The sequence below is a fragment of the Jiangella sp. DSM 45060 genome, assembly GCF_900105175.1.
Classification (GTDB): Bacteria; Actinomycetota; Actinomycetes; order Jiangellales; family Jiangellaceae; genus Jiangella.
The window spans coordinates 609,176-634,088 of the sequence record NZ_LT629771.1; the positions used below are offsets into that span (position 1 = coordinate 609,176).

Genomic DNA, 24,913 nt, shown 5'->3' on the forward strand with positions numbered 1-24,913 from the left:
AGTCACGATGATGCAGGCAGAACACTGGACCGTCGAGCTCGTCATCGACGAGCACCAGGAGGATCGGACGACTCATGCCGAGGCGCGGCTGCAGGCGCCGCGACGGCCGGCGCTGGCCGGTGTCGGGCGGGCGCGGCGCAACCCGGACGACCCGGAGGTGCCGCGCATCGGCGACGAGCTGGCCGTCGCGCGCGCTCTGGCCGACCTCGCGCACCAACTCCTCGAGGTCGCGGCCGGCGACATCGAGGTGGCGAACCGGCAGGAGGCTCGACCTCAAGCGTGACCGATCATGGGACCTTCCGATCGAACGAGGTGACGATGGACCCGGAAGGTCTCATCAGCAGGATCCGCCAGGTGCTGCACGACGATCCGCGGGTGCTGGCCGCGTGGCTGAGCGGCAGCCGAGGACGGGGGACGGCCGACCGCCACAGCGACACGGATGTGTGGCTGGTGGTGTCCGCCGGCGACGTGCCGGGGTTCGTGCAGGACTGGCCGCAGACCTGCGAGCGCATCTCGCCGACGGTGTTGTGCCAGCAGGTCGGCGGCGGGCCGGTGTTCACCGCCATCACGCCGGAGTGGCTGCGCTTCGACGTCGCGATCGGCACGCCGGAGGACGTCGCCGGGCGCAGCCGGATGACGCTCGAGCCGCTGTTCGACCGTGCGGGACTGTCCGAGCGGCTGCAGCCCGCCGGCCGGCCGCTGCCGCCCGATCCGGGCCGGGTGAGCGGCCTGACCACCGAGTTCCTCCGCGTCCTGGGACTGCTGCCGGTCGTGCTCGGACGGCAGGAGTACGTGGTCGCCGCTTCGGGCGCCGGGCTGCTGCGGCAGTTGCTGATCCAGCTCATGCTGGAGGACGTCGCCGTCGAGGACCGTGGCGGGGCGCTGCGGCTGGCCGGGCTGCTGCCGCCCGACCGCCTGCGGGCACTCGCCGCGCTGCCGCCGACCGAGGCGACCAGGGCGTCCGCCGTCGCCGTCCACCTCGAGTGCGCCCGCGCGTTCCTGCCGCTCGCCAGGGACCTGCACGACCGGTGCGGCCTGACCTGGCCCGCCGACCTGGACGACGCGCTGCGACGGCACCTGCGCGCCGAGCTCGGCCTGGAACTCGTCTAGGGTGAGCAACCGCAGACATCCGATGTCTCAGCGGCTTCTCGGCCAGGATGAACGACCAGGAGAGGATCGGCCCATGCAACGGATCGCCCTGCATACGGTGCTCCAGCCCGGGAAGGAAGAGGAGTACGAACGCATCCACGCCGTGATCCCGGCCGAGCTCGACGCCGCGTTGCGAGCGGCCGGCGTGCACAGCTGGAGCATCTGGCGCGAGGGCCGCGACCTGTTCCACGTGGTCGAGTGCGACGACTACCAGGCGATGCGGGCGGCCCTGCGCGACCACCCCGCGAACGTCGTCTGGCAGGAGCGGGTCGGCCCGCTGCACGCCGTCGCGGACGACTACTCGGGCGGCGACACCGGACTCCGGCACGTCTGGGACCTCCCGGCCCGGCCGGCGCACTGAGCGTTCGTCGGCGTCGTCCTCGTCGTCGCGCCGTACCTGCCCCGCCGCACCGTCCAGCTGGCACGCATAGCGAATTGACCTGCGAAAATGCCATGCTGACGGTATGACTGCGTATGTCGGGTCCGGCCCGTACTGCTATGCCAGCACGCTCGCCACGGTCGCCGGGAGGGGGTGGCCGGCGGCGGTGGTCGAGACGCTGACGGGGTCGGCGTTCGGGTACCAGCTGTTCGACGGCCTGCCGTACTTCGACCCGGCCGGCTGGGACCCGGACCTCGGCGTCGACCAGGCGCTGGAGCTGCTCGGCTGGACGAGCGAGCGGCGCACGTACGACGACGGCGAGACGGCGTACGGGGAACTTGGAGAGCTGGCGGCGGACGGGCCGGTGTTCGCCGGGCCGCTGGAGCTGGGGCTGCTGCTGCACCAGCCCGGCTCCGACCGCCCGCTCGGCGCCGACCACTTCGTGACGGTGCTGGCGGCCGACGCCGAGGGGGTGCTCATGCACGATCCCGAGGGGTTTCCGTACGCGTGGCTGCCGAAGGACGCGTTCATCGCCGCGTGGGCGAGCCCTGTCGCCTACTGCGTGGGGCGGTTCCCGCTGCGCACGGCCGTCCGCCCGGCCGCCGACGTCGGCACGGACGCCGCGCTGGCCGCGTCGCTCCCGCGCGCCGCGGCGTGGGCGGCGGCGCCCGAGAACGCGGCCGGCCTGCGCGAGCTGGCCGCACGGGCGGCGGCCGGTCTCGACGACGAGACCACCACGGTGCTCGCCGACTTCTCGCTGCGCCTGGCCGGCCGCCGCCGCGTCGACGCCGCCGTGGCGCTGCGGCCGCTCGACGCGACCCTGGCCGGCCACCTGGACCGGCAGGCGCGGCTGCTCGGGCGGGCCCAGTACGCGGCCGTCCAGCGCGAACCGGCCCACCTCGCCGGACTGTTCGAGCAGGTCGCCGACGTGCACGACGAGCTGGCCGGGCACCTCGCGCCGCTGGCCGGCCGTCCTGCCTAGTCTGGCCGCATGAGCGCGGACATCATCATCCTCACCGGCCCGCCGGGGGCGGGAAAGTCGACGACGGCCCGGGCGCTCGCCTCGACATACCCGCGTTCGGTGCACCTGCACACCGACGACTTCTGGCGCGCCATCGTCTCCGGCGCCATCCCGCCCTACCTTCCTGAGTCCGGTGAGCAGAACCACCTGGTGATGCGGGTCATCCAGGGCGCGGCTGCCACGTATGCGGCCGGCGGGTTCGTGACCGTCGTCGACGGCGTCATCGGCCCGTGGATGCTGCACCACTTCCAGCTCCCTGGCGGCGCCGCCGCGCGCCTGCACTATGTGGTGCTGCGCCCGTCCCGGGCCGAGACGCTGCGCCGGGCCCAGAGCCGAACCGCGCCCGACGCGCTGGTCGCCGAAGAGCCGCTCGTCTCGCTCTGGGACGAGTTCGCAAGCCTCGGGCGGCTGGAAGGGCACGTCATCGACACCACGAGTCACGAGCCGGCCGCGACACTGGCCGCGGTGCGCGAGGCGGTCGCCGGCGACGCCTTCGTCCTGACGGCGGGTGACGGCGCGGTGAGCTGAACGGACGGGCACCGCCGCGCGCTCGCGGCGGTGCCCGTCGTGGTGGAGCGGACGTCAGCGCGTGGCCGTCCGCCCACGGGTGCGGGTCACCAGCATGCCGCCGGCGGCCAGCAGCAGGACCGCCCCGAGCAGCACGCCGGCACCGGGGCCACCGGTGTCGGGCAGGTCCTCGCCGCTGCCGTCCTCGGCCGCGCCGCCGGCGTCGCCGGACTCGCCCGACGCGTCGCCCGAGGCGTCACCCGACCCGCCCGAGGCGTCCCCGCCGTCACCCGAGGAGCCGCCGTCGCCCGACGACTCGACGGTGACGGTGACGGAGGCGTCCGAGTCGAGCAGCTCGGGGTCGCCGCCGTCGCCGGCCGAGGCGGTCGCCGTCAGGGTGTAGTCGCCGGCCGCCAGTTCGGCCGCCGGGGTGAACGTCCAGTCGCCGTCCTCGTCGCGGTCCAGCGCGCCCTCGACGGCGGCCCGGCCGGCGTCGTCCGTCAACGTCACGTCCAGCTCCGCCGACGGGTACGAGCCGCCGCTGAAGACCTGGCCCGCGTCCCGCGACGGCTCGTCGATGGTCACGCCCGGCGCCGGGACGCCCAGGTCCGCGACGACGACGTCCTGGTAGTCGAGGCGGACCACCTGGGTGAGCAGCGCGTCGAAGCGGACGCCGATCGGCAGGTCCGCGTCCGGCGCGACCGACCAGCGGCCGTCGTCGGCGACGATGGCCGAGCCGAGCTCCTCGTCGTCGACGGTGAGGGTGACGGTGCCGCCGGGCTGGCCCGTCCCGGCGAACTCGACGTCGCCGGTCTGGCCGTCCTCCGGCGACTCCACCGCCAGCGGCGCGACCACCGGTGCCTCGTGCAGGCACGGGTCGGGCCGGTTGACGGGGGAGAGCTGCCGGTCGATGACGCCGCCGTCCTCGTTGCCGCGGAAGAACAGCCGCTGGACGTCGTCCTCGTCGGTGTCCCAGGTCCAGAACAGCCAGCCGGTGAGCTCGAACGCGCAGCTCTGGACCTGGTGGTGACGCATCGCCTCGGCGGCGCGGCCGATGTCGTCGCCGTAGCGGTCGCGCTGGGCGCCGAACTCGCCGTTGATCACGACGCCCTCGACCTGCGGCCACTCGACCGAGTTCAGCGCCTCCTCGAGGGTGTACTGCGGCGTCGGGTAGGTGTGGATGTCGAAGAAGTCCAGCGCCGACTCGCGGGTCAGCGTCGACACCCGGGCCGGGTAGCGGAAGTCGCCCTCGCAGGCGTCGCCGGCGCAGTGCGTGGCGAAGCCGTCGTAGCCGGGCTTGCCGACGGCCCGGTTGGTGAACGCGCCCATCGTCACCATGAGGTCGGGGTCCACGTCCTTGGCGGCGGCGGTGGCCGCGTCGGCGTAGGCGACGATGGTGTCGTCGGCGGCGGCCTGGCGCTGCTCGGGCACGGACATGTCGTAGGCGGTGCCGTCCGGCGCGGTGAAGGTGCCCGACGCCTGCGCGAACGGCGCCTCGTCGGCGGCGAACGTGGCCTCGTTGTCCAGCTGGAGCGCCAGGAACGTGCTCATCAGGGGGCCGAGCCGGTCCGTCATCTCGGTGGTGAAGTTGGCGAGGTACGCCTCCTTCGCCGCGACGAAGCCCTCGTACATGTAGTTCGTGTTGCGGCCCGAGACGTTCTCCGGCGGCGCGCTCTGCGCCACGATGTCGAAGTAGTACGCGTTCTGCGGGAACGCGTCCATCGACGGCAGCACGTACATGCCGTTGGCGGCCGCCCGGCGGACGAAGTCGGCGAGGTTGTCCAGGTACTCCGGGTTGCCGGTGCTGGTGTCGTCGTCGCCGTGGCCCAGGCCGTGCGGCGTGCCGTTGAGGTTGTCCTGGCCGTGGCCGGGGTCGACGAACACCCGGACGGTGTTGTAGCCCGCGGCGCTCTGTTCGGCCAGCGCGGCGCCGGCCCGCTCGCCGTCGTACTGTCCCGGCTCGAAGGTCGAGTGGTAGGGCTCCTCTGGGTTCCACGGCTGCGGCGCCAGGCGGACGTAGTTGTAGCCGCGCGGGATGAACGGCCGGCCGGTCTCGGTGTCGATGAGCTGACGGTTCTCGCCGGCGGCGATGCGCGGCAGCGGCTCGGCCGGGTCCTCCCGCGTCTCGGCCGCCGACGCGACCAGGCCGCCCAGCAGGCTCGTGACGAGCGTCAGCGCGGCCACACCGCCCAGCGCAGATCGGCTGCGCAGGCTTTTCCGTATCACGTAGATCTCCAGGATTGTGTTCACGTGTGGGACGACGGCGTCAGCGGCGCGAGCGCGCAGATGACACCAGTCGGGACCGTAGGCGTGCGCACGGCAGAGCTGGAGAGCCGGAACGGGGCCGGCGTCCCCGGTCGGTCACGGACCGGTAACGACGGCGTCAGCCAAGGCCGGGGACCCGGGTCAGCTTGTCCGGATTGCGCACACCGTCGATCGCGGTGATGCGGCCCCCGTCGACGGTGAACGCCATGACCGTCAGCACGCCGTCGTCGTGGCGGACGGCGACGCCGGGCGCGCCGTTGACGTCGGCGACGTGGACCTCGAACACGGACAACCGGCTGTAGTGCACCAGCGCGTGCGCGACGCGGTCGGCGCCGTAGAGGATCTTCGGCAGCGTCGAGACCTTGCCGCCGCCGTCGCTGCGCAGGACGACGTCGGGATCGAGCAGCGCGATCAGCCCGGGGAGGTCGCCCCGGCTGCAGGCGGCCATGAACGCGTCGACCAGCTCGCGCTGCTCGGCGCCGGTGGCCGGGAGCCGCGGCCGGGTGCCCTCCACGTGCCGGCGAGCCCGCGAGGCCAGCTGCCGCACGGCCGCCGGCGACCGCCCGACCACGTCGGCGACCTCGGGGAAGGGCATGCTGAACACGTCGTGCAGGACGAATGCCGTGCGCTCGGCGGGGGAGAGCTGCTCGAGGACCACCAGCAGCGCCATGCTCACCGACTCGTCCAGCGTGACGCGGTCGGCGGGGTCGAGCTCGCGGGTCTCGACCAGCGGCTCGGGCAGCCACGTCCCGACGTACTGCTCGCGGCGGGCCCGCGCGCTGCCGAGGGCGTCGAGCGCCAGCCGGCTGACGGTGGTGGTCAGCCAGGCGGCGAGGTCGCGGACGGTGCCGGGGTCGTCGAGCCCGCGCAGCCGCAGCCACGCCTCCTGGACGCAGTCCTCGGCGTCGGCCAGCGAGCCCGTCATGGTGTAGGCGACCCGCAGCAGCCGCGGCCGGTTCGCCTCGAACGAGCGAGCCAGCTGGTCGTCGGCGTCTCGTGCGTTCATCGCTCCCATGCCTGGTTGACGACACAGCCGTCACCACTGTGACACGTCGATGTCACACCTCGCCGGGCTGCGTCGTCACCACACGTGACCACGCCACAGTTGAACCGCGAAGAAGAAGCCACGCAGCCACCCGCGCGGTCCGGGGTGTTCGTCCGCATCGCCGGGTTCGCGTACCGCCGCAAGTGGATCGCCCTGATCCTGTGGGTGGCGGTCCTGATCGGCGTGTGGGGCGTCGCCACCGCCGTGGGCGACGCGTACAAGAACGACACCTCGCTCCCGGGCACGGAGGCACAGGCCGCCGCCGACCTGCTGAAGGAGCATGGAGCGGAGCGCGCCGGGGACACCATCGACATCGTCCTGCACGACGAGGGCGGGCTGACCGGTGTGCGGGAGCGGGTCGAGCCGATGCTCGCGGAGGTCGCCGAGCTGCCCAACGTCGGCGACGTCCTGAGCGTCTACGACAACCCGACCGCCGTCTCCGAGGACGGCACCATCGGCTACGCCACCGTGCAGCTCGAGGTGCCGTCCGACGACATGCCGACCGAGGACACCGAACGCATCCTCGACGTCGCGCAGGCGATCGAGGGCGACGGACTCCAGGTCGAACTGGGCGGTGACGCCGTCCGGCTGATCGCGGAGGCCGAGACCGGCGTCGGGGAGACGGCCGGCCTGGTGGCCGCGATGGTGATCCTGGTGCTGATGTTCGGCACGTTCATCGCCGCCGGCCTGCCCATCATGATCGCCCTCTTCGCGGTCGGCTCGACGGTCGGCATCATCGTCCTGGCGTCGCACGTCTTCACCATCGCGTCCTGGACGCCGCCGATCATGTTCCTCGTCGGCCTCGGCGTCGGCATCGACTACGCGTTGCTGATCTTCGCCCGCTACCGCGCGGAACTGGTGCGCGGCGTCGAGCCGGAACGGGCCACCGTCACGGCCATGGACGCCGCGGGCCGCTCGGTGTTCTTCGCCGGCTGCACCGTCATCCTGGCGCTGCTCGGCCTCACCGCCCTCGGCCTCGGCTCGATCCAGGGCATGGCGCTGTCCGTGGCGCTGACGGTGCTGATGACGATGCTCGCCTCGCTGACGCTGCTGCCCGCGCTGCTCGGCATCTTCGGCAAGCGCTTCGCCCGCCAGTTCCTCGCGCGGGCCGAGAAGCGCCGGGCCAAGGGCAAGACCGAGGACGGCGACGGCTGGCGCAAGCTCGCGGCGGCGGTGCAGAAGCGCCCGCTGGCGACGCTGGTGGCGGCGGCGGTGCTGCTCGGCGCGCTCGCCTTCCCGGCGCTGAGCATCCGGCTCGGCTTCAACGACGCGGGCAACGACCCCAGCGACTCCACCAGCCGGCAGGCCTACGACCTGCTCTCCGACGGCTTCGGCCCCGGGTTCAACGGGCCGCTGCTGGTCGTGACCGACGGCGGCGCCGGCAGCGCCGACGAGGCCGCCGCCGCGGCGGTGCGGGCGCTGGGCGAGACCGAGGGCGTCGCGGCCACCGCGGACCCGATCCCCACGCCGGACGGCGAGGCCGCGACCGTCCTCGTCTACCCCACCACCTCGCCGCAGGACGGGGAGACCACGGAGCTGGTCCGCACCCTGCGCGAGGACGTGCTGCCGGGGCTGACGGCGGACAACGGCGCGGAGTACCTCGTGGGCGGGGCCACGGCCGCGTCCGAGGACTACGCGGGCAAGCTCGCCGACCGGATGCCGCTGTTCATCCTCATCGTCGTGGGGCTCGCGATAGTCCTGCTGATGGCGGTGTTCCGGTCGGTCCTCATCCCGCTGAAGGCCGCGTTCCTGAACCTGCTCAGCATCGGTGCCGCGCTCGGCGCGATGAAGCTGGTCTTCCAGGACGGCGCGCTCGGCTTCGAGGGCGGGCCGATCGAGGCGTACGTGCCGGTGATGGTCTTCGCCATCGTCTTCGGCCTCTCGATGGACTACGAGATCTTCCTGATCTCCCGCATGCACGAGGAATGGGTCCGCTCCGGCAAACGGAACCCGGCGCATGCCGTGCGGGAGGGCCTGGCCCACACCGGCACCGTGATCACGGCGGCGGGCTCGATCATGATCGTGATCTTCGCGGCCTTCGTTCTCAGCCCGCAACGGCTGCTGCAACAGGCGGGCCTGGCCTTCGCGGTGGCGATCTTCGTCGACGCGGTCATCATCCGGTGCATGGTGGTGCCGGCGGCGATGCAGCTGATGGGACGGCGCGCCTGGTGGATGCCGGCGCCACTGGCCCGGCTGCTGCCGAAGGTCGAGCTGGAGCGCACCTGAGCGGCGGCTCCGGCCGCTACGGCAGGTCGTCGCCGTCGCCGCTGTGGTTGCCGGCGCCGGCGGCGGCGGGCGGTTCCGTCGCGTCGGTCACGAAGCTGCCCATGCTGGGCCAGGTGGCGACCAGCCCGCGCTCGCGCGGGACCACCATCGCGCGGCCGGCGTGGATCTGCGCGGTCAGGTAGTCGGCGAGCCGGAGATACGTGTAGCCGGGGAGGTTCGGGTCCGGGTCGAAGTCGGGCACGGCCCTGGAACCTCAGGGCGGCCCCGAACGCCCGTCGTCGATGGGACGCGGCCCACCACGGTGTGGAGCACTGCCTAGCTCAGGGCTGCAGCCGGCCGGCCGTCCACTCGGCGTCGTGGGCGGGGCGGGTGTAGCGCAGCCGGCGGTGCAGCCGGGTCGGGCTGCCGTACCAGAACTCCACCTCGCGCGGCACCAGCCGGTACGCCGTCCAGGCGTCGGGCCGGGGGATCGGCCGGGCCGACGCGAGCAGGGCGCGGGCCCGAGCGTGCAGGTCGGCTTCGTCGGCCAGCGGCGCGCTCTGCCGCGACACCGCGCTGGCGGCCTGGGCGTCGCGGGGACGCTCGGCGAACAGCTGGTCGGCCAGCTCCGCGGGCAGCCGCTCGACCTCGCCGGCGGCGGTGACCTGCTGCAGCGTCTCGCGCCAGTAGAAGGTGACCGACGCCCAGGGTTGGTGGGCGAGGTGGCGGCCCTTGCGGCCGTCGGCGGCGCTGGTGAAGACGAGCCCGCGGTCGTCGACCTCCTTGAGCAGCAGTACCCGGCTGGACGGGCGGCCCGCCTCGTCGGCCGTCGCCAGCACGACGGCCGCCGGCTCGCGCACCCCGTGCTCGGCGGCGGCCGCCAGCCAGGACCGCAGCAGGCCCAGCGGCTCGGCCGGCGGGTGGTCGAACTCGGGCAGCTCGAGGTCCGTCGCGCCGCTGAGGGTCTGGGTCCGATCCGTCACCCGGCCAGGCTATCCGCCCGTCTCCGACCGGCGCCGGGCGGCGAGGACGCGCTGGAGGATGACGAAGACCAGCAGGATGCCGCCGGTGATGATGGTCGTCATCTCCGGGCGGATGCCGCCGTCGCGGGTGATGAGGACGTTCATCAGGCCGAGCACCAGCGCGCCCACCACCGAGCCGAGCACGTACCCGGTCCCGCCGGTGAGCAGCGTGCCGCCGATGACGACCGCCGCGATCGCGTCGAGCTCCCAGCCGATGCCGGTGATGTTCTGCGCGCTGCCCAGCCGCGACGTGTAGACGACGGCGGCGATGCCGGCGAGCGTGCCGCTGATGACGTAGATGCCCAGCTTCGTCGCCGGGACCGGCAGGCCCATCAGCGTGGCCGACTGCTCCGAGCCGCCGATCGCGTACACGGTGCGGCCGAACCGGGTCCGGTGCAGCACGAGGAACCCGAGCACGACGATGACGATGGCGGCGACCACGCCCGGCGTGATGACCAGGTCGTTCACCTTGTCGCCGTCGATGATCTTCAGCTGGGTGGCCAGGTCGCGGATCGCGGAGTCGTCGGCCAGCCGCTCGGGGACGGTGCTCAGCATCGACGCGAGCCCGCGGGCGAGGAACATCGTCGCCAGCGTCGCGATGAACGGTTGCACCCCGAAGTACTGGATCAGCACGCCCGAGATCAGTCCCAGCACCGAGCCGATCAGCACCATGACGAGCACGGCGGCCACCGGGTGCCAGCCCGCGTTGGACAGCATGACCCCGGCGACGCTGCTGAACGCGATGACGGCGCCGACGGACAGGTCGATGCCGCCGGTGAGGATGACGAACGTGAGCCCGACCGCGAGGATGATCAGGTGCGAGTTGTTGACCAGCAGGTTCGACAGCGTGTTGAACTGGACGATGCGGCCGTACGCCATCTCGCCGTAGATGATCATGCCGACGAAGATGAGCAGGGCGGCCACGGTGGGCAGGGCCGAGAGCCGCGCCCCCAGGCGGTCCGAGAGCGAGGGGCGCGACGGCGCCGGGCCGGGCGCGGACCCGGTCGGCGGTCGAGTCGTGACGGTCATGCGGCGACGGCCTCCTTCTGCGACTGCGCCCGGAGGGCACGGCGGTGCCGGAACAGCGACCGGACGCGCTCGGACTGCAGCAGGCAGAGCACGACGATCACGATGGCCTTGAACGCGGGCGTGGCCGAGGCCGGGATGCCGAGGAACACGACGGTCTTGTCGAGGGTCGCGATCAGCAGCCCGCCGATCACGGCGCCGCCGATGGAGAACTTGCCGCCGGCCAGCGACGTCCCGCCTATGACGACGGCGAGGATCGCGTCCAGTTCCAGCTGGTAGCCGGTGCGCGACACGTCCACCGTCATGACGCTGGCGGTCGCGAACACGCCGGCGATGCCGGCCAGCAGCCCGCTCGCCGAGTAGACGGTCAGCAGCAGGGTGCGCCGCTTGACGCCGGCGAGCCGGCTGGCCCGCGAGTCCATCCCGATCGCCTCCAGCATGAGGCCGAGCGCGCTGCGCCGCACCAGCAGCCACACCAGCGCGACGATCGCCATGGCCAGCAGGAACACCACCGGGATCCCGACGACGTAGCCGTTGGCCAGCCACGCGAACGAATCGTTGTCGGCGGTGGTGTTCTGCCCGCCGGTGATGACCTTCGCGATGCCGCGTCCGGCCAGCATCATCACCAGCGTGCTGATGAACGGCTGCAGCCCGACGACGGAGACGAGGACGCCGTTCACGGCGCCCAGCACGGTCGCGATGCCGAGCGCGACGGCCAGCGTCACCGCCGCGTTGCCGGCCGTGCCGTCCATGCCGCTCAGCAGTTCCATCGACACCGCGCCGGCGACGACCATGATCGAGCCGACGGACAGGTCGATGCCGCTGGTGGCGACGACGAGGCACATGCCGACGGCGATCATCAGGATCGGCGCGGCCGCGCGCAGGATGTCGATGAGGTTGCCGGACAGCCGCCCGGTCTCGTCGTTGTAGCCGATGGAGAGATAGCTCGGGTCCTTGGCGACGTTGATCGCCAGCAGCGCCACGATCGCGATGACGCCCCAGAACGCCTGGTTGCGCACGATCGCCCCGCGCCCGGCGGCCAGCCGCGCGGCCACGTCCCTCATGCGGAGTCACCTTCCTCGTCGTCGCCCTCGTCGGCGATGACGGCGACGATGGTCTCCGCCGTCACGTGCGGGCCGTTCTCCAGCTCGGCGAGCTTGCGGTGGTCCTTCATGACGATGATGCGATCGCTGAGCCGGACCACCTCCTCGAGCTCGGAGGAGATGAACACGACGGCCACGCCCTTGGCGGCCAGCGCGGCGACGGCGGCCTGGATCTCCGCCTTGGCGCCGACGTCGATGCCGCGGGTGGGCTCGTCGAGGATGAGCAGGTCCGGCTCGGTCGCCAGCCACCGCCCGAGCAGCACCTTCTGCTGGTTGCCGCCGGACAGGAACTTGATCGGCCGCTCCGGGTCGGCCGGCTTGACGTTCAGCTCGGCCAGGTACTTGCGGGTGAGCGCGTCCTGCTCCTTGCGCGACAGCGGCCGGAACCAGCCGCGCTTGGCCTGGACGGCGAGCACCAGGTTCTCGCGGACGGTGAGGTCGCGGATGATGCCTTCGTCGCGCCGGTTCTCGCTGGAGAACGCGATGCGGTGGGCGAGCGCGGCGGTCGGCGTGTGGATGTCGGTCTTCTTGCCGCGCAGCCACACCGTCCCGCTGTCCGGCCGGTCGGCGCCGTAGAGCAGCCGGGCCAGCTCGGTCCGGCCGGAGCCGAGCAGCCCGGCCAGGCCCAGCACCTCGCCCTGGTGCAGTTCCAGGTCGGTCGGCTCGGACGAGCCCTTGCGGCCGAGGTTCTCGGCCTTGAGCAGGGGCTCGCCGCGCGGCTCGTAGTGGTGTGTCGCCCGTTCGCTGCCCAGCGAGCGCAGCGTCGCGAAATCCTTGCCGATCATCTTCGAGATCAGCGTCGTGCGGTCCAGCTCACGAGTCGGGTACTCGCCGACGAAGCCGCCGTTGCGCAGGACGGTGATGCGGTCGCTGATCGCGTAGACCTGGTCGAGGAAGTGCGTGACGAACAGGATCGCGACGCCCTGGTCGCGCAGCTTGCGGATGACCGTGAAGAGGCTGGCCACCTCGTTGGCGTCCAGGCTGGAGGTGGGCTCGTCGAGGATGAGCACCTTCGGCTTGGTCACCATGGCCCGGCTGATCGCGACCAGCTGCTGGACCGCCAGCGAGAGCGTGCCGAGCGGGCGGCGCAGGTCCAGCTGGTCCAGGCCGAGCGTGGCCAGCACCTCGGCCGCCGCCCGGTGCGTCGCCTTCCAGTTGATGCCGAACGGGCCGCGGACCTCGTGGCCCAGCATCACGTTCTCGCCGATGGACAGGTTGGCGCAGAGGTTGACCTCTTGGTAGACGGTGGCGATCCCGGCCGCCTGGGCGTCGGCGGTGCCGCCGAAGCGGCGCTCCTCACCGGCGACCAGGATCTGCCCCTCGTCGATCTTGTAGACCCCGGTGAGCGCCTTGATCAGGGTGGACTTCCCGGCCCCGTTCTCGCCCATGAGGGTGTGCACCTCGCCCGGGAACAGCCGGAAGTCGACGGCGTCGAGGGCCTTGACCCCGGGGAACGAGATCGAGATGCCGGTCATCTCGACGATCGGTGGCGCTCCGGTCATGACGGCTCCAGAGTCCTCAGTACTTGCGGGTGGGAAGCGCGGCCGTCGCGGCCTCCGGCGAGTCGAACGTCTCGCTCGGCACGATGATGTACGGCTCGACCTCCTCGCCGTCCAGCACCTTGCCGACGACGTCGAGCAGCGTCTCGCCGAACAGCGGGTTGTACTCGGCGACGAAGCTCAGGCGGCCCTCGGAGAGCGCCTCCAGCGCCGGCTTGGTGCCGTCGATGGTGGCGATCTGGACGTCGACACCCGGCGTCAGGCCGGCTTCCTCGACCGCGATCGCGGCGCCGAGGCCCATCTCGTCGTTCTGTGCGAACACGATCTGGATGTCGTTGTTGTTGGCCCGCAGGACGGTCTCGAAGACGCTCTTGGCCTCTTCGGTCGACCAATTGGCGGTCTGCGCGCCGATCTTCACCAGGTTGCTGGCCGAGCCGACGGTGTCGTCCCAGCCCTTGTTGCGCTCGTTGACGACGGAGACGCCGGCCGGCCCCTCGAGCACGAAGTAGTTGCCGCCGTCGGGGAAGGCCGAGACGGCCCACTCGGCGACCGACGTGCTGACCTCGTAGTTGTCCGGCGCGATGCGGGTGACGTAGAGGTCGGTGTCGTCCGGCTCGATGCCCCGGTCGACGAGGATGACCGGGATCTCGGCCTCCTGGGCGCGGCGCAGGGAGTCCTCCCAGCCGGCGCCCTCGGTGGCCGACAGCAGGATGACGTCGACCCCTTCGTCGACGAAGGACGTGAACGCGTCGATCTGGGAGCGCTGGTCGAGGTTGGTGGCGGGCGCGTACTTCAGCTCGAAGCCGGCCTCCTCGGTGAACGTGTCCTGGACGTTCGCCTCGTTCGCCTGCCGCCAGCCGCCCTCGGGGCCGACCGCGACGAAGCCGACGGTGACGAGCTCGTCGCCGCCGTCGCCGCTGGTGCTGGTGTCGTCATCGCCGCCGCCGCACGCGGTGAGGGCCAGGGTCAGTGCCCCGGCCGCCGCGAAGGCCCGTGCGATCCGTGCGGTGCTGCGCATCGATCTCCTCCTTGAGACCCGTGCCTTCCGGCGTGGTTCGTGGGCGTGGAACGGCGGAGATGTTACCGGGAACACGTAGGCGGTGCAAGATGTAAAATTGTACTGATTGAGATCACATATCGCGAGGCACGGCGGTCGACTCGCGCACGATGAGCTCCGGTGCAATCCGCGAGCGCCGCTCGGCGCCGCCGCCCTCGAGCGCGGCGACCAGGATCTCGACCGCGAGCGTGCCCAACGCGTGGAAGTCCTGCCGAACCGTCGTCAGGGTGGGCAGGAAGTGCCGCGACACGGACAGGTCGTCGAACCCGACGACGCTGACGTCCTCGGGCACGCGGATGCCGCGGTCGCGGAAGCCGTGCAGGATGCCGAGCGCCATCTGGTCGTTCGCGGCGAAGATCGCGGTGAACGGCGGCAGGTCGTCGAACGCGACGGCGAACTCGTAGCCGGAGTCGGCCGACCAGTCGCCGACGAACGCAGGCGGGATGTGCAGCCCGGCCTTCTTCAGGTGCGCGTGCCAGCCGCGTTCCCGGGCTCGCGCGTCGAGCCAGTCCAGCGGGCCGGCGACGTGCACGATCTCGCGGTGGCCGAGGTCCATCAGGTGCTGGACGGCGAGCGTGGCGCCGAGGCGCTGGTCGACCGAGGCGGTGAGGAAGTTGGGGTCGTCGTCGGCCTTGACGATCAGTGTCGGCAGCCCTTCGGTCAGCTCGCGCAGCACGTCGACCGACGACGCGCGCGGTGCGATGACGCACAGCGCGTCGATGCCGTGCGCCGTCAGGTACGCGACGGCCTCGCGCGGGCGCACGCCGTCGTCGTCGGGGGAGGCCGCGACGGAGCTGACGGAGTAGCCGGCCTCGCGTGCGGCGTGCTCGACGGCGCGCAGCGTGCTGTCGGGGCCGATCTCGACCGGGCGGTCGACGATGACGCCGATGCGCCGCGACTTGCGCGTCGCCAGTGCCCGGGCCGCGCTGTTGCGCTGGTAGTTCAGCTCCTCGACGACGCGCAGGACCTTCTCGCGGGTCTCCGGCCGGATGTTCGGGTGGTCGTTGAGGACCCGGGAGACGGTCATGTGCGAGACGCCGGCGAGGGACGCGATGGACCGCAGGTTCGGCTTGTCGTCCGAGTTCCCGGCGCTCATCGTCCCCTCCACGCTCTGCTGTTCACCTGCGGCGGCACGGTGCCGGGACCCCGGCCGACGCCGGTCTGATCGTACGTCTCGGCGCGGTGACGTTACCGGGAACATGGCGACCGCGACAATCCCGAGCCGTGTCGCCGGCGGCTGACAGCGGCCGTGACCGGTCGCTGAACAGCTCGCGACGCCGCAGCTCATGACATGGTTGCGCTCGCGTGAGCGGCCCTCGCGACCGGCGTTGCGCGTGTCACGGTCGCGTCATCGCGAAGCGGCTGGTCAGTGGGGACTCCGACCAGCCGCTTCGTCGCGTCGTGGCACCGGCGGAAGGGTCAGCCGGCGCCACTCCTCACACTGGAAGCCAGCCGTTGTCGTCGTCAGGATCACTGCCGCCGTCCGGTTCCACACCCGGCTCGGCCGTCACGACTCCGGGCTCACCGGAAGGCTCGTCGGGGCGGCCGCCATGCGGAGGGGGCGGGGAACCGGGGCTGTCCTCCATGGCGTCCAGCCTGGTCGACGGCGACCCCGGCAGCTATGCCCAGTTTCGGTCAATTTTGGTCGAGCCGGTGCGCGATGGCCGCCCGCGACCGGACGCCGAGCTTGCGCATCGACGTCGTGATGTGGCGGGCGACGGTGTTGACCGAGAGGTACAGCTCGGCGGCGATCTCCTTGTTCGTCCGGCCCTTGGCGGCCAGCTCGGCCACCTCCCGTTCCCGCGGCGAGAGCTGTGACCCGTAGCCGCGCCGGCCGCCGCGGTGGCGGGCGGGGACGGGCAGGCCGTGCCGTCGCGCGGTCGCCGTCGCGCGGCCGGCGTCCCATTCGGCGCCCAGCTCGCGGTAGGCGGCGAGGGCGGCGAGCAGCTCGGCGCCGGCGTCCGGCGCCGGCGGTGAGGAGGTGAGCCGTGCGGTCGCCGCGAGCTCGCGGGCCTGCGCCGCCTCGTACGGCGCCCGCAGCGGTGCGTAGAGCCGCGCTGCCGCCGCGAACCGGGCGGCCGCGGCGTCGGGATCCCCGGCGCCCAGACGGACGAAGCCGTCCGCGTGCGCGAGCACGGCCGGCGCCAGCGGTGCGTCCAGCCCGTCGAGGCGAGCGGCGAAGGAGCGCACCGTCTGCTCCGCGTCGTCGGGACGTCCCGCCGTGACCAGCGCCTCGGCGACGGCCGGCAGCGCCCGGACGGACGGGGCGAGGACGCCCTTCGGCTCGGCCGTGGCGAGCAGCCGGTCGGCGCGGCCGAGCACCGATTCGGCCTCGCCACGGGCGACCGCCAGCCGGAACAGCGCCGCGGCGGGGATCGGCAGCACGTCGAACCCGCTCAGCTCGTCGACCAGGCCGACAGCTGCCGTCAGGGCGGCGGCCGCGCCGTCGAGGTCGCCGCGGGCCAGCGCCAGGCATGCCGCGGCCGCCTCGCCGTCGACCCGGGCGCGGGGGTTGCCGGCCAGCTCGTCCATGAGGACGGCGGCGTCGTCGGCCAGTCCGTCCCACGATCCCTGGCAGTAGCGCAGCAGCACCAGGCCGGCGCGCAGGCTGCGCTCCATGCGCGTGTCGGCGCGGGTGCCGTCACCGCCCGCCGCGGCGGTCAATCCGGCGGTGAGCAGCCGCTCGGCCAGTGCGTGGTGCCCGGCGTAGGTCGCCTGCGTGCCGATGGACCAGTAGGCGTTGAGCTCGCGGCGGTGCCGCGGGTCGCCGCCGGTCTGGCGCTCGACCCGCTCCGCCGTCGCCCGCCACGCGGGGTCGCCGGTCGGCAGCTGGACCATGGCGATCTTGCCGAGCAGGAACGCCTGGAACATGCGGTCGGGGATCTCCGGCACCACTGTCAGGGCCCGCTGCAGCCAGGCGCGGTGCTCGGCGAGGTCGCCGTCGCCGGCCATCGGGATGCCGAGCACCACCATGGCCCACGCCTTGAGGTCGGGCCGGTGGTCCAGGTCGGCGACGGCGTCGGCGAACAGCCGGTGGGCGCGGAGCACGTCGGTGCCGGCGTGGTAGAGCAGCGCGCCGAGGCGGAACCGCAGCTCGCCGCGGACCGGCGCCGGTAGCTCCTCCGCAAGCACGGCGCCGAGCAGGTCGGCGGCGTCCAGCGCCCGGCCGGCCTCGACGGCGGCCTCGCCGAGCAGGACGGCCAGCCGGCCGCGCCGTTCCGGCGTCGCCGGACCGTGGCGCAGGACGTCCTCGAGGATGCGGACCGCCTCGGCGTCGTTGCTCAGCTCGAAGGCCTGCTCGGCGGCCCGTTCGGCGGCGGCCACCCACTCGTGCGGCCGATCGGCGTGGCGCAGGTGGTGGGCCAGCTGCCCGGCCGGCGCCCGCGCGGAGGCCGCGAGCACCGTCGCCGCGCGGTCGTGCAGCAGCAGCCGCCGCGGGCCGGCGAGGTTCTCGTACACGGCCTGTGCCGCGAGCGGATGCCGGAACCCGATGTCGTCGCCGTGCTCGGCCAGCACCCCGGAGTCGAGCGCCTCGCCGACCGCCGGCAGTGCGGCGGCGCGATCCAGCGGCGCCGTCGCGACCAGCAGCGAGAGCGGCACGGGCACCTGCAGGACGGCGGCGGCCTCGACCACCTGGCGTGCCGGGCCGCCGAGGCGCGCCACCCGTTCGAGCACGGAGTCGCGGATGCGGGTGGGCACGTCCAGCTCGTCCAGGGCGCGCCGTGCCCACCCGCCGCCGCGGCGCTGCACCAGCGTGCCGCGTTCCTGCAGCAGTGCCACCAGCTCCTCGACCGCGAACGGCAGCCCGGACGTGCGTTCGCTCAGGTAGGAGGCGAACTCCTCGGACACCGCGTCGACGCCGATGATCGAGGCCGCCAGCGCGCCGACCTCGGGCGGGCCGAGCGGCGTCAGCGCGACGTCGGCCAGCGCGGTGCCGGACGGCAGCCCGGCGGCGAGCGCCCGCACCCGCGGATCGGCCGACTCCGGCCGGTAGGTGACGACGACCGACAGCTCCGGCAGCGCCTCGGCCAGGAGGTACCCGGCGAAGTCGCCGGTCTGCGCCTCGGCCCAGTGCAGGTCCTCGAGGATCAGCACGGCCGGTCCGAGCGCGGCGAACACCTCGACGAAGCCGCGGAACACCCGGTGCCGTTCGGCGGCGCGGTCGCCGAGTGCGTCCGGCGCCGGCGGCAGCACGTGCGCCAGCTCGGGGAGGAACGGCCGCAGCGCGCCGGCCACCGGCGACAGCTCCAGCTCGCCGAGACTGTCACCGAGCCCGCGCACCGCCTCGATGACCGGGCCGAGCGGGAACGGCTCGCGCAGCGCGTGGCAGCGGCCCAGCAACGGCCGCCGCCCGGACCGGGCCGCGGCGGCGGCCAGCTCGCCGACCAGCCGGGTCTTGCCGATGCCGGCCTCGCCGGCGACGACCACCAGCGCCGGCGCGGCCGTGACGGCATCGACGGCCAGGCGCAGCTCGCCGTCGCGTCCGACGATGGCGGGCGCGACCAGCCGGTGCGGGGCGTCGCTCGGGTCAGCCATGCCGTCCAGGGCTCTCGGGTGGGGACTGCCGGGAGCATAGCGTGCCCGTTCCGGACGCGGCCGGGAGCCGCACCCCTGGGTGGGGCGCGGCTCCCGGCTGGTCAGGACGCTGGTCAGCTCCGGTCCGGTCCCCGGATCTCGCCCCGCGGGAACACCGTCACCGGCGCGGAGCAGGTCTCCGTCCCGGCCGCGCAGACCCGGTAGGTGAACGACTCGCCCTTCCGCGGCCGGCCGATCTGGTCGACGTGCGTCCCGGTGTTCGCGACGGTCGCGACGACCAGGCCGTCGCGCTCGACGTCGACCCGGTCGGCGTCGACGCCGGTCCACGTGAGCCGGCCGTACCAGATGCCGCGCTGGTCGGACGTCTCGACCGACAGGTCCGGCTCGCCCGCCTCGCCGACCGTGAGGCGCACCGGCACCGCCGTCACCGGCGCCGCCGGGTCGTCGCCGGCCACGCAGAGGTGGGTGGCGTGCTCGCCCGCGGTCAGGCCGGCCGAGTCGAGCGTGACCATCGCCGTCGCCTGCTCGCCCGGCGCGACGGTGCCCGACGCGGGGTCCACCGCCAGCCAGTCGGGCAGCGCGCACGAGACCGGCTCGCGCGGCGTCCCGTCGACGGCCATCACCAGGTGCGCGTCGGGGAACCCGAGGCTCTCCATGGTGACCGGGTCCGGCGCGCCGCAGTCGTCGGCGGAGATGTAGGACGGCCCGGTCTGGCCGGCCGTGTTGGCGCCCGGCACGACGGCGCCGACGCCCAGCAGGTCCGGCGCGGAGACCTCCAGCACCAGGGTCGCGCCGGCCGGGACCTGTGCGGACACCGGCACGCTGAGCACCGTCGCGGCGGCGTCCTCGACGCTGATCGTCTCGGACGCGAGCCGGGTGAGGTTCACGTACTCGAACGGACCGTCCAGCGTGTAGAGGTTCACCGTGAGGTCGGCCGACGGCGTCACGAGCTGCAGACCGAAGCTGACCTCGGAGACGTCGAACGCGCCGTCGATGCCGAAGTCGGTCAGCGTGAACGTGCGCAGGAACCGGTTCGCGCGGGTGGTGCCGGTCTGCGTGCTCGAGCACACCGGGACGGCGGTCTCGACGACGTCCATCGAGGCCGAGTGGGTGAGCCGGACGGCGTCGACGGCGGGCGCCTCGGCGTCCTGGGTCGCCGCGTCCGGCGCGGGGTCCGGCGCCGCGGTGGTCCAGGCGCCGTCCGCGTCGGCCGGTGCGGCGACGGCCGGGCCCGACTCGACGACAGTGCCGGTGCCGGCCGGGCGCAGCGGGCCGGACAGCGTGCTGGTGGTGTCGATGGCCCAGTTCAGGTCGCGGCCGCCGGCGTTGCCGATGCTCAGCTCGAGCTGCGCGGCGTCGCCGGGCGCCACGTCGGCGGCCAGCTCACCCGGCTCGACGGTGATCGACGGCGGCGCCGGTGCGTCCGCGCCCGGCACGAACACGTAGGCCGCTCCCTGGTCGGCGACGTCGCCGACGTGGGCGTTCGGCGCGCCCACCAGGACGTCGTCGCCCGACACGGCGACCGCGGTGCCCAGGTGGTCTCCCTGCGCGGTGTCGGACGCGAGCAGCGTGCGCTGCTGCGTCCACCCCCGGCCGTCGCGGACGAACACGACGGCGGCGCCCTTGTCGAGGTCGACGCCGGCGGTGTGGCCGCGGTACGGCGCGCCGGCCACGACGGTGTCGCCGTCGACGCCGACCGACCAGCCGAACCGGTCGTTGACGTGCGCGCCGGTCGAGGTCAGCTTGGCCTGCTCGGACCACGCGTCGTCGTGGCCCTCGTAGACGTAGACCGCGCCGTCGCTCGAGACAGAGTCCAGGTTCGGCCCGCCCGCACCGACCACCGCCGTGCCGCGGTCGACGTCCACCGAGGTGCCGAACGCCAGTTCCGGCGCGGCGTCGGACGGCAGCAGCGTCGCCCGCTGCGTCCAGCCGTCCGCGTCGCCGGTGAACACGTACGCCGCGCCTTGCCGGAAGACGCCGCGGGCGGACGTGTTCGGCGCGCCGGCCACCAGCGTGGCGCCGTCGAGGGCCACCGACGACCCGAAGTTGCCGAACGTCGTGACGTCCGAGCCGGCCAGCCGGTGCCCGGCCGACCACGTGTCGCCGTCGCGGTCGAAGACGTAGACCACGCCGGCCGCGTTGTTCTCACCCACGTGCTCGCCGGGCGCGCCGGCCGCGACGGTGTCGCCGTCGACGGCCACCGAGTAGCCCAGCTCGGCGCCCCAGCGGACGTCGGCCGTGCTGAGCCTGGCCTGCTGCGTCCAGCCGTCGCCGTCACGGACGAACACGTAGGCCGCTCCCGGCCGCGAGTCGCCCAGCCGTGCCCCGGTGGCGCCGACCACGATCGTGTCGCCGTCGACCGCCACGGACCGCCCGAACACCAGGCCCCAGTCGCGCTCGCCGTCCGGCAGCAGCGTCGCCGTCCGCTCCCACCCGTCGCCGGAGCGGGTGTAGACGTAGGCCGCGCCCGAGGCGCCGAACCCGTCGACCGTCGCCTGGGCGGCGCCCACCACGGCGGTGTCGCCGTCGATCGCGACGGCGTTGCCCAGCCGGTCGTCGGGCCCGCCGTCGGCGGTCAGCCGGGTCTGCTCGGCGTCGCCGGTCAGGCCGCTGTCGCCGACGACGGTGACCGCCAGCGGCACCGTGGTCAAGGTGTTGCGCGGGTCGTTGGTGCGCAGGCAGAGCAGCCCGCTCAGCTGGTCCGGCGCAAGGCCGGCGGTGTCGACGGTCAGCTCGATCCGGCCGGTCGCGTCCGGCGCGACGGTGCCCGCGGCCGGCGCGACGCCGAGCCAGGGCAGCTCGCCCGGCGCCGTGCAGGCCGGCGCCTCGGTGGTGCCGACGACGTTCAGCACGAGGTGCACGTACGGGAAGCCGAGCGTGGCGAGGTCGGCCGGTTCGGCGAGGTCGCAGCCGGGCGCCGTCAGGTAGGTCGGCGCGCTCTGGCCGGCCCGGTTGCTGCCCGGCCAGAAGCCGCCGACGCCGCTCAGGTCCGGCGCGGACACCTCCGCCACCAGCGTCGCGCCGGCCGGGATCGTCCCGGTGACCGGCACCGTCGCGAGCGTCTGCCGCTGCGGCTGCAGAGTCTGCGTCGCGCTGCCGACCGGGGTCAGGTTGGCCCGGGTCAGCGGCGCGGCCGGGTCGGTCAGCGTGTAGAGGGCGACGGTGAGGTCCTGCGCGACGGTCAGGCTCTCGACGCCGAACTCCACCTGGGTGACGTCGAACGCGTCGTCGACGCCGAAGTCGGCCAGCGTGAACGTGCGCAGGTACGAGTTCGCGCTCGTGGTGGCGCCGTCGTCGGCGGAGCACGCGATGGCGTTGCCGGCCACGATCGCCTGCGACGCCGAGTGCGTCAGCGTCTGGGTCACGGCGTCGTCCGGCTCGCGCTCGGGGACGACGGCCGCGGCGGTCGTCGCGGCGGGGCCGGACGTCGTCAGCCCGCCACCCGCGGTCGCCGGCGCCGTCTCGACCGGGGTCACCGGGCCGCGCGGCCGGCGCAGCTCCTCGTCCGCGTACACCTCCCACCGCAGGTCGGTGTTGCCACCGTTGCCGAGCGTGAGCGTGTGCGTGGCCGTCTCGTCCGGCCGCTGCGTCGCGGCGATGCTGCCCGGCGTGACGCTCAGCGACGGCGGGACCTCCTCGCGCGGCGTGACGACGACGGGGTAGTGCGACGGCGCGACGGCACGGCCGTTCGCGTGCGTCGCGTCGGTGGTGAACCGGACGTCGGCGAACGACGGGCGGCCCAGCGGAACCGCGGCGAGGTCGGCCGTGACGGTGACCTCGACCTGCTGGGTGGCGCCCGGCGCCAGGGCGAACTCGGCCGGCTCGACGGTGACGGCGAACCCGTCGGGCGCGGTCGTGCTCGCGGTGTAGGTGGCGGCGACGTCGGCGACGTTGCGCACGGTCCGGGTCCAGGAGCAGGTGCCCACACAGGTGCCGTCGACGAACGCCGGCAGGTTGAGCGTGGCGGGGTCGCCGCCGGCGGCGGGATCGGCGGCGCGGAAGTCCTCGTACGACTCGTCCATGACGAGGCCGGCCCGCCCGGCGGCGTCGAGGTCGATGCGGCCGGAACCGACGTCGAGCGGGTCGGCCGGCGTGGCGCCGTTCTCCTTCAGGATCGCGGTGTCCGCGGTCGCGGCCAGCGCGGAGCGGATCTCGGCCGGCGACCACTCGGGGTGCAGCGCGGTCAGCAGCGCGCCGGCGCCCGCGACGTGCGGCGAGGCCATCGAGGTGCCGCTGTTGACCATGTACTGGTCCGCGTCGCCGTCGCGTTCCGCGCCCGCGGCGAGGATGTCGACGCCCGGCGCGGCGAAGCTCGGCGCCAGCAGGTCGAGCCGGCTCGGCCCGCGGGAGCTGAACCCGGCGACCAGGTCCTGCCAGTCGTGGTTCTCGATCAGGGTGGTGGCGGCGTTGACGCGGGCGGTGAGCACGGTGCCGGCGGCGCGCAGTGCGGCGGCGGAGCGCTGCTCGACCATCAGCGCCGGGATCGTGGTGTCCTCCAGCGCGCCCATGGCGGTCGGCGGGCCCGCGACGTTGTTGGCGACCAGCACCGCGACGGCCCCCGCCGCGGCCGCGTTCGTGACCTTGACGGAGAAGTCGCAGTCGCCGCGGTCGACCAGCGCCAGCGCGCCGTCGAACGTCCCCGCCGCGAACGACGCGCAACCGGCCGCGTTGCCCGGCGCGACGACGGCGGCGTCGCGCAGTTCCGCCTCCAGGTCCGCCGCGGGCGCCGGGCCGCTGCCCGGAACGGCGGGCAGGCCGGTCAACCCGTCCGGGACCGGCGCCGGCCCGACGACGTCGACGGTGTTCGCGAACGCCCGGTAGGTGGTGGTCGCGGCGACGGCGGCGTTCCAGGGGCCGGTGTGCGCGACGGTGCTCTCGCCGGGGCCGTCGTTGCCGGCCGACGCCGCGACGAAGACGCCGGCGTTGAACGCCTCCAGGAACGCGAGGTCGACGATGTCGTTCCACGGGTCGTCGGACCCGCTGATGCTGTAGTTGAGCACGTCGACGCCGTCCGCGATGGCCTGCTCGACGGCGGCGACGCTGCTGGTGCCGGGGCACGACGGCGAACAGACGAGGTAGGAGATGACGTTCGCGTGCGGCGCGACGCCCTGCACCGTCCGCGTGAAGGTGCCGTTGCCGATGGTGGCGGTCGCCTCGTGCACGTTGCCGGCCGCGGTGCTCGCCGTGTGGCTGCCGTGACCGTCGTCGTCGCGGGCATCGGGCGCGCTGGGGTGGAAGTTCCAGGCGCCGACCAGCTTGTCGTTGCAGATGTCCTCGTGGTCGGGGTGCTCCGGCGCGCAGACGCCCACGTAGTTCCCCGTGCCGAACGGGTTGGCCGGCGCGTAGCCGTCGCCGCCCGTGGCCGCGAACGACGGGTGCCCGGGGTTGATGCCGCTGTCGATGACGCCGACCAGGACGCCCTCGCCGCGGGTGCCGGCGTCGCTGCCGGTCGCGCCGTCCCAGACGCTCGGGGTGTTGATGAGCTCGTGGCTGACGTCGGTGAGCGGCTCGCGCTCGACGTCGCGGTACACCGCCGCGACGCCGGGCAGCTCGGTCAGCCGCTCCGCCTCGTCGTCGTCGATGCGCACCGCCAGGCCGTTGACCACGGTGCGGTACTCGAACGCCACCTCGACCTCGCGGCCGAGCGCGTCGTCGATGCCGGCGCGCAGGTCGTCCTGGCGGTCCTCCAGGTGAGCGAGGTACGCACGGCTGGCCGGCGCGTCGACGTCCAGCCGCGGCGCGCCGGTGACCTGCGGGCTGGTCGGCGCCAGCCCGGTGGCGTCGCCGGTGTACGTCGCCAGCGACGGCTCGGCGAGCTCGACCACCCACAGCCCGGTCCCCTCGCCCTCGGTGGCGACGAGCGCGGCGGGCCGCTCCCCGGCCGTGGCGTCAGCGGGTGGCGGTCCGGCGGTCTGTGACTGGGCGGCAGCCGCCGCGGGCAGCAACGCTGCCACGGTGAACGCGCCGAGCAGGGCGGCCGTGACTCTGCGTGCGATCAACGGGGACTCCTCGCATCGGGAACCGGTTCAGGCAGCCTGCCGTCCGGCGAGTGTCGTCACCATTGCGAATTGTGGTGAATTTTGCTCGGCGACCGAGGTC

The 24,913-nt window shown here is 73.6% G+C and carries 17 protein-coding genes; 6 read left to right on the forward strand and 11 right to left on the reverse strand.

Annotated elements, in window-relative coordinates; genetic code table 11:
* Positions 1-10: 10 nt before the first annotated feature.
* The 5 genes from BLU82_RS02730 to BLU82_RS02750 all read left to right on the forward strand — a co-directional run bounded on the left by BLU82_RS02730 (position 11) and on the right by BLU82_RS02750 (position 3,077).
* Entirely contained in the window at positions 11-283 is a 273-nt protein-coding gene (locus BLU82_RS02730; RefSeq protein ID WP_092625340.1) for a DUF1876 domain-containing protein, read from the forward strand.
* Between the two features lie 35 nt (positions 284-318).
* The gene (locus BLU82_RS02735) at positions 319-1,110 is read left to right on the forward strand and encodes a nucleotidyltransferase domain-containing protein (RefSeq protein ID WP_092615284.1); all 792 of its coding nucleotides are present in this window, start codon (positions 319-321) and stop codon (positions 1,108-1,110) included.
* A 73-nt stretch (positions 1,111-1,183) separates the two neighbouring features.
* A complete protein-coding gene (locus tag BLU82_RS02740; RefSeq protein ID WP_092615287.1) occupies positions 1,184-1,510 on the forward strand; it encodes an L-rhamnose mutarotase in 327 nt (108 codons plus the stop codon).
* Positions 1,511-1,613: 103 nt separating this feature from the next.
* Entirely contained in the window at positions 1,614-2,510 is an 897-nt protein-coding gene (locus BLU82_RS02745; RefSeq protein WP_092615289.1) for a hypothetical protein, read from the forward strand.
* Positions 2,511-2,519: 9 nt separating this feature from the next.
* Positions 2,520-3,077: an AAA family ATPase gene (locus BLU82_RS02750; RefSeq protein ID WP_092615291.1), complete on the forward strand. Its 558-nt coding sequence runs from the start codon at positions 2,520-2,522 to the stop codon at positions 3,075-3,077.
* 54 nt (positions 3,078-3,131) lie between these two features.
* On the opposite strand, the gene BLU82_RS34655 is transcribed toward BLU82_RS02750, so the two are convergent.
* Entirely contained in the window at positions 3,132-5,306 is a 2,175-nt protein-coding gene (locus BLU82_RS34655; protein WP_172885519.1) for an Ig-like domain-containing protein, read from the reverse strand.
* A gap of 133 nt (positions 5,307-5,439) precedes the next feature.
* A complete protein-coding gene (locus tag BLU82_RS02760; RefSeq protein ID WP_092615295.1) occupies positions 5,440-6,327 on the reverse strand; it encodes a sigma-70 family RNA polymerase sigma factor in 888 nt (295 codons plus the stop codon).
* A 144-nt stretch (positions 6,328-6,471) separates the two neighbouring features.
* On the opposite strand from BLU82_RS02760, the gene BLU82_RS02765 reads away from it, so the two are divergent.
* Entirely contained in the window at positions 6,472-8,592 is a 2,121-nt protein-coding gene (locus tag BLU82_RS02765; RefSeq protein WP_092615298.1) for an MMPL family transporter, read from the forward strand.
* Positions 8,593-8,608: 16 nt separating this feature from the next.
* Here the strand turns inward: BLU82_RS02765 and BLU82_RS02770 are convergent, their stop codons facing one another.
* The 9 genes from BLU82_RS02770 to BLU82_RS02810 all read right to left on the reverse strand — a co-directional run bounded on the left by BLU82_RS02770 (position 8,609) and on the right by BLU82_RS02810 (position 24,813).
* Entirely contained in the window at positions 8,609-8,833 is a 225-nt protein-coding gene (locus BLU82_RS02770) for a hypothetical protein (protein ID WP_092615301.1), read from the reverse strand.
* Between the two features lie 79 nt (positions 8,834-8,912).
* On the reverse strand, positions 8,913-9,554 hold the full coding sequence (gene phzG / locus BLU82_RS02775; RefSeq protein WP_092615304.1) for a phenazine biosynthesis FMN-dependent oxidase PhzG: 642 nt from the start codon (positions 9,552-9,554) through the stop codon (positions 8,913-8,915).
* Positions 9,555-9,563: 9 nt separating this feature from the next.
* Complete coding sequence (locus BLU82_RS02780; protein WP_092615307.1) at positions 9,564-10,622, reverse strand: ABC transporter permease; 1,059 nt, start codon at positions 10,620-10,622, stop codon at positions 9,564-9,566.
* Entirely contained in the window at positions 10,619-11,683 is a 1,065-nt protein-coding gene (locus BLU82_RS02785) for an ABC transporter permease (RefSeq protein ID WP_092615310.1), read from the reverse strand. The genes BLU82_RS02780 and BLU82_RS02785 overlap by 4 nt, the downstream gene beginning before the upstream one ends.
* The gene (locus BLU82_RS02790; protein WP_092615313.1) at positions 11,680-13,224 is read right to left on the reverse strand and encodes a sugar ABC transporter ATP-binding protein; all 1,545 of its coding nucleotides are present in this window, start codon (positions 13,222-13,224) and stop codon (positions 11,680-11,682) included. The genes BLU82_RS02785 and BLU82_RS02790 overlap by 4 nt, the downstream gene beginning before the upstream one ends.
* Before the next feature lie 16 nt (positions 13,225-13,240).
* Positions 13,241-14,239 (reverse strand): ABC transporter substrate-binding protein, encoded by a 999-nt coding sequence (locus tag BLU82_RS02795; protein ID WP_092615316.1) that lies wholly within the window; start codon positions 14,237-14,239, stop codon positions 13,241-13,243.
* Positions 14,240-14,351: 112 nt separating this feature from the next.
* Complete coding sequence (locus BLU82_RS02800; RefSeq protein WP_092615319.1) at positions 14,352-15,374, reverse strand: LacI family DNA-binding transcriptional regulator; 1,023 nt, start codon at positions 15,372-15,374, stop codon at positions 14,352-14,354.
* A gap of 539 nt (positions 15,375-15,913) precedes the next feature.
* Positions 15,914-18,814, reverse strand: coding sequence for a LuxR family transcriptional regulator (locus tag BLU82_RS02805; RefSeq protein WP_092615322.1), 2,901 nt, complete (start codon positions 18,812-18,814; stop codon positions 15,914-15,916).
* Positions 18,815-18,927: 113 nt separating this feature from the next.
* On the reverse strand, positions 18,928-24,813 hold the full coding sequence (locus BLU82_RS02810) for a S8 family serine peptidase (protein ID WP_092615325.1): 5,886 nt from the start codon (positions 24,811-24,813) through the stop codon (positions 18,928-18,930).
* Between the last annotated feature and the right edge of the window lie 100 nt (positions 24,814-24,913).

What these genes read in the sequence shown, in the direction of transcription:
- BLU82_RS02750 (WP_092615291.1), top strand. Translation starts at nt 2,520, where the DNA reads ATGAGCGCGGACATCATCATCCTCACCGGCCCGCCGGGGGCGGGAAAG.
- BLU82_RS02760 (WP_092615295.1), bottom strand. Translation starts at nt 6,327, where the DNA reads ATGAACGCACGAGACGCCGACGACCAGCTGGCTCGCTCGTTCGAGGCG.
- BLU82_RS02800 (WP_092615319.1), bottom strand. Translation starts at nt 15,374, where the DNA reads ATGAGCGCCGGGAACTCGGACGACAAGCCGAACCTGCGGTCCATCGCG.
- BLU82_RS02785 (WP_092615310.1), bottom strand. Translation starts at nt 11,683, where the DNA reads ATGAGGGACGTGGCCGCGCGGCTGGCCGCCGGGCGCGGGGCGATCGTG.
- BLU82_RS02730 (WP_092625340.1), top strand. Translation starts at nt 11, where the DNA reads ATGCAGGCAGAACACTGGACCGTCGAGCTCGTCATCGACGAGCACCAG.
- BLU82_RS02740 (WP_092615287.1), top strand. Translation starts at nt 1,184, where the DNA reads ATGCAACGGATCGCCCTGCATACGGTGCTCCAGCCCGGGAAGGAAGAG.
- BLU82_RS02735 (WP_092615284.1), top strand. Translation starts at nt 319, where the DNA reads ATGGACCCGGAAGGTCTCATCAGCAGGATCCGCCAGGTGCTGCACGAC.
- BLU82_RS02790 (WP_092615313.1), bottom strand. Translation starts at nt 13,224, where the DNA reads ATGACCGGAGCGCCACCGATCGTCGAGATGACCGGCATCTCGATCTCG.
- BLU82_RS02805 (WP_092615322.1), bottom strand. Translation starts at nt 18,814, where the DNA reads ATGGCTGACCCGAGCGACGCCCCGCACCGGCTGGTCGCGCCCGCCATC.
- BLU82_RS02745 (WP_092615289.1), top strand. Translation starts at nt 1,614, where the DNA reads ATGACTGCGTATGTCGGGTCCGGCCCGTACTGCTATGCCAGCACGCTC.
- BLU82_RS02780 (WP_092615307.1), bottom strand. Translation starts at nt 10,622, where the DNA reads ATGACCGTCACGACTCGACCGCCGACCGGGTCCGCGCCCGGCCCGGCG.
- BLU82_RS02795 (WP_092615316.1), bottom strand. Translation starts at nt 14,239, where the DNA reads ATGCGCAGCACCGCACGGATCGCACGGGCCTTCGCGGCGGCCGGGGCA.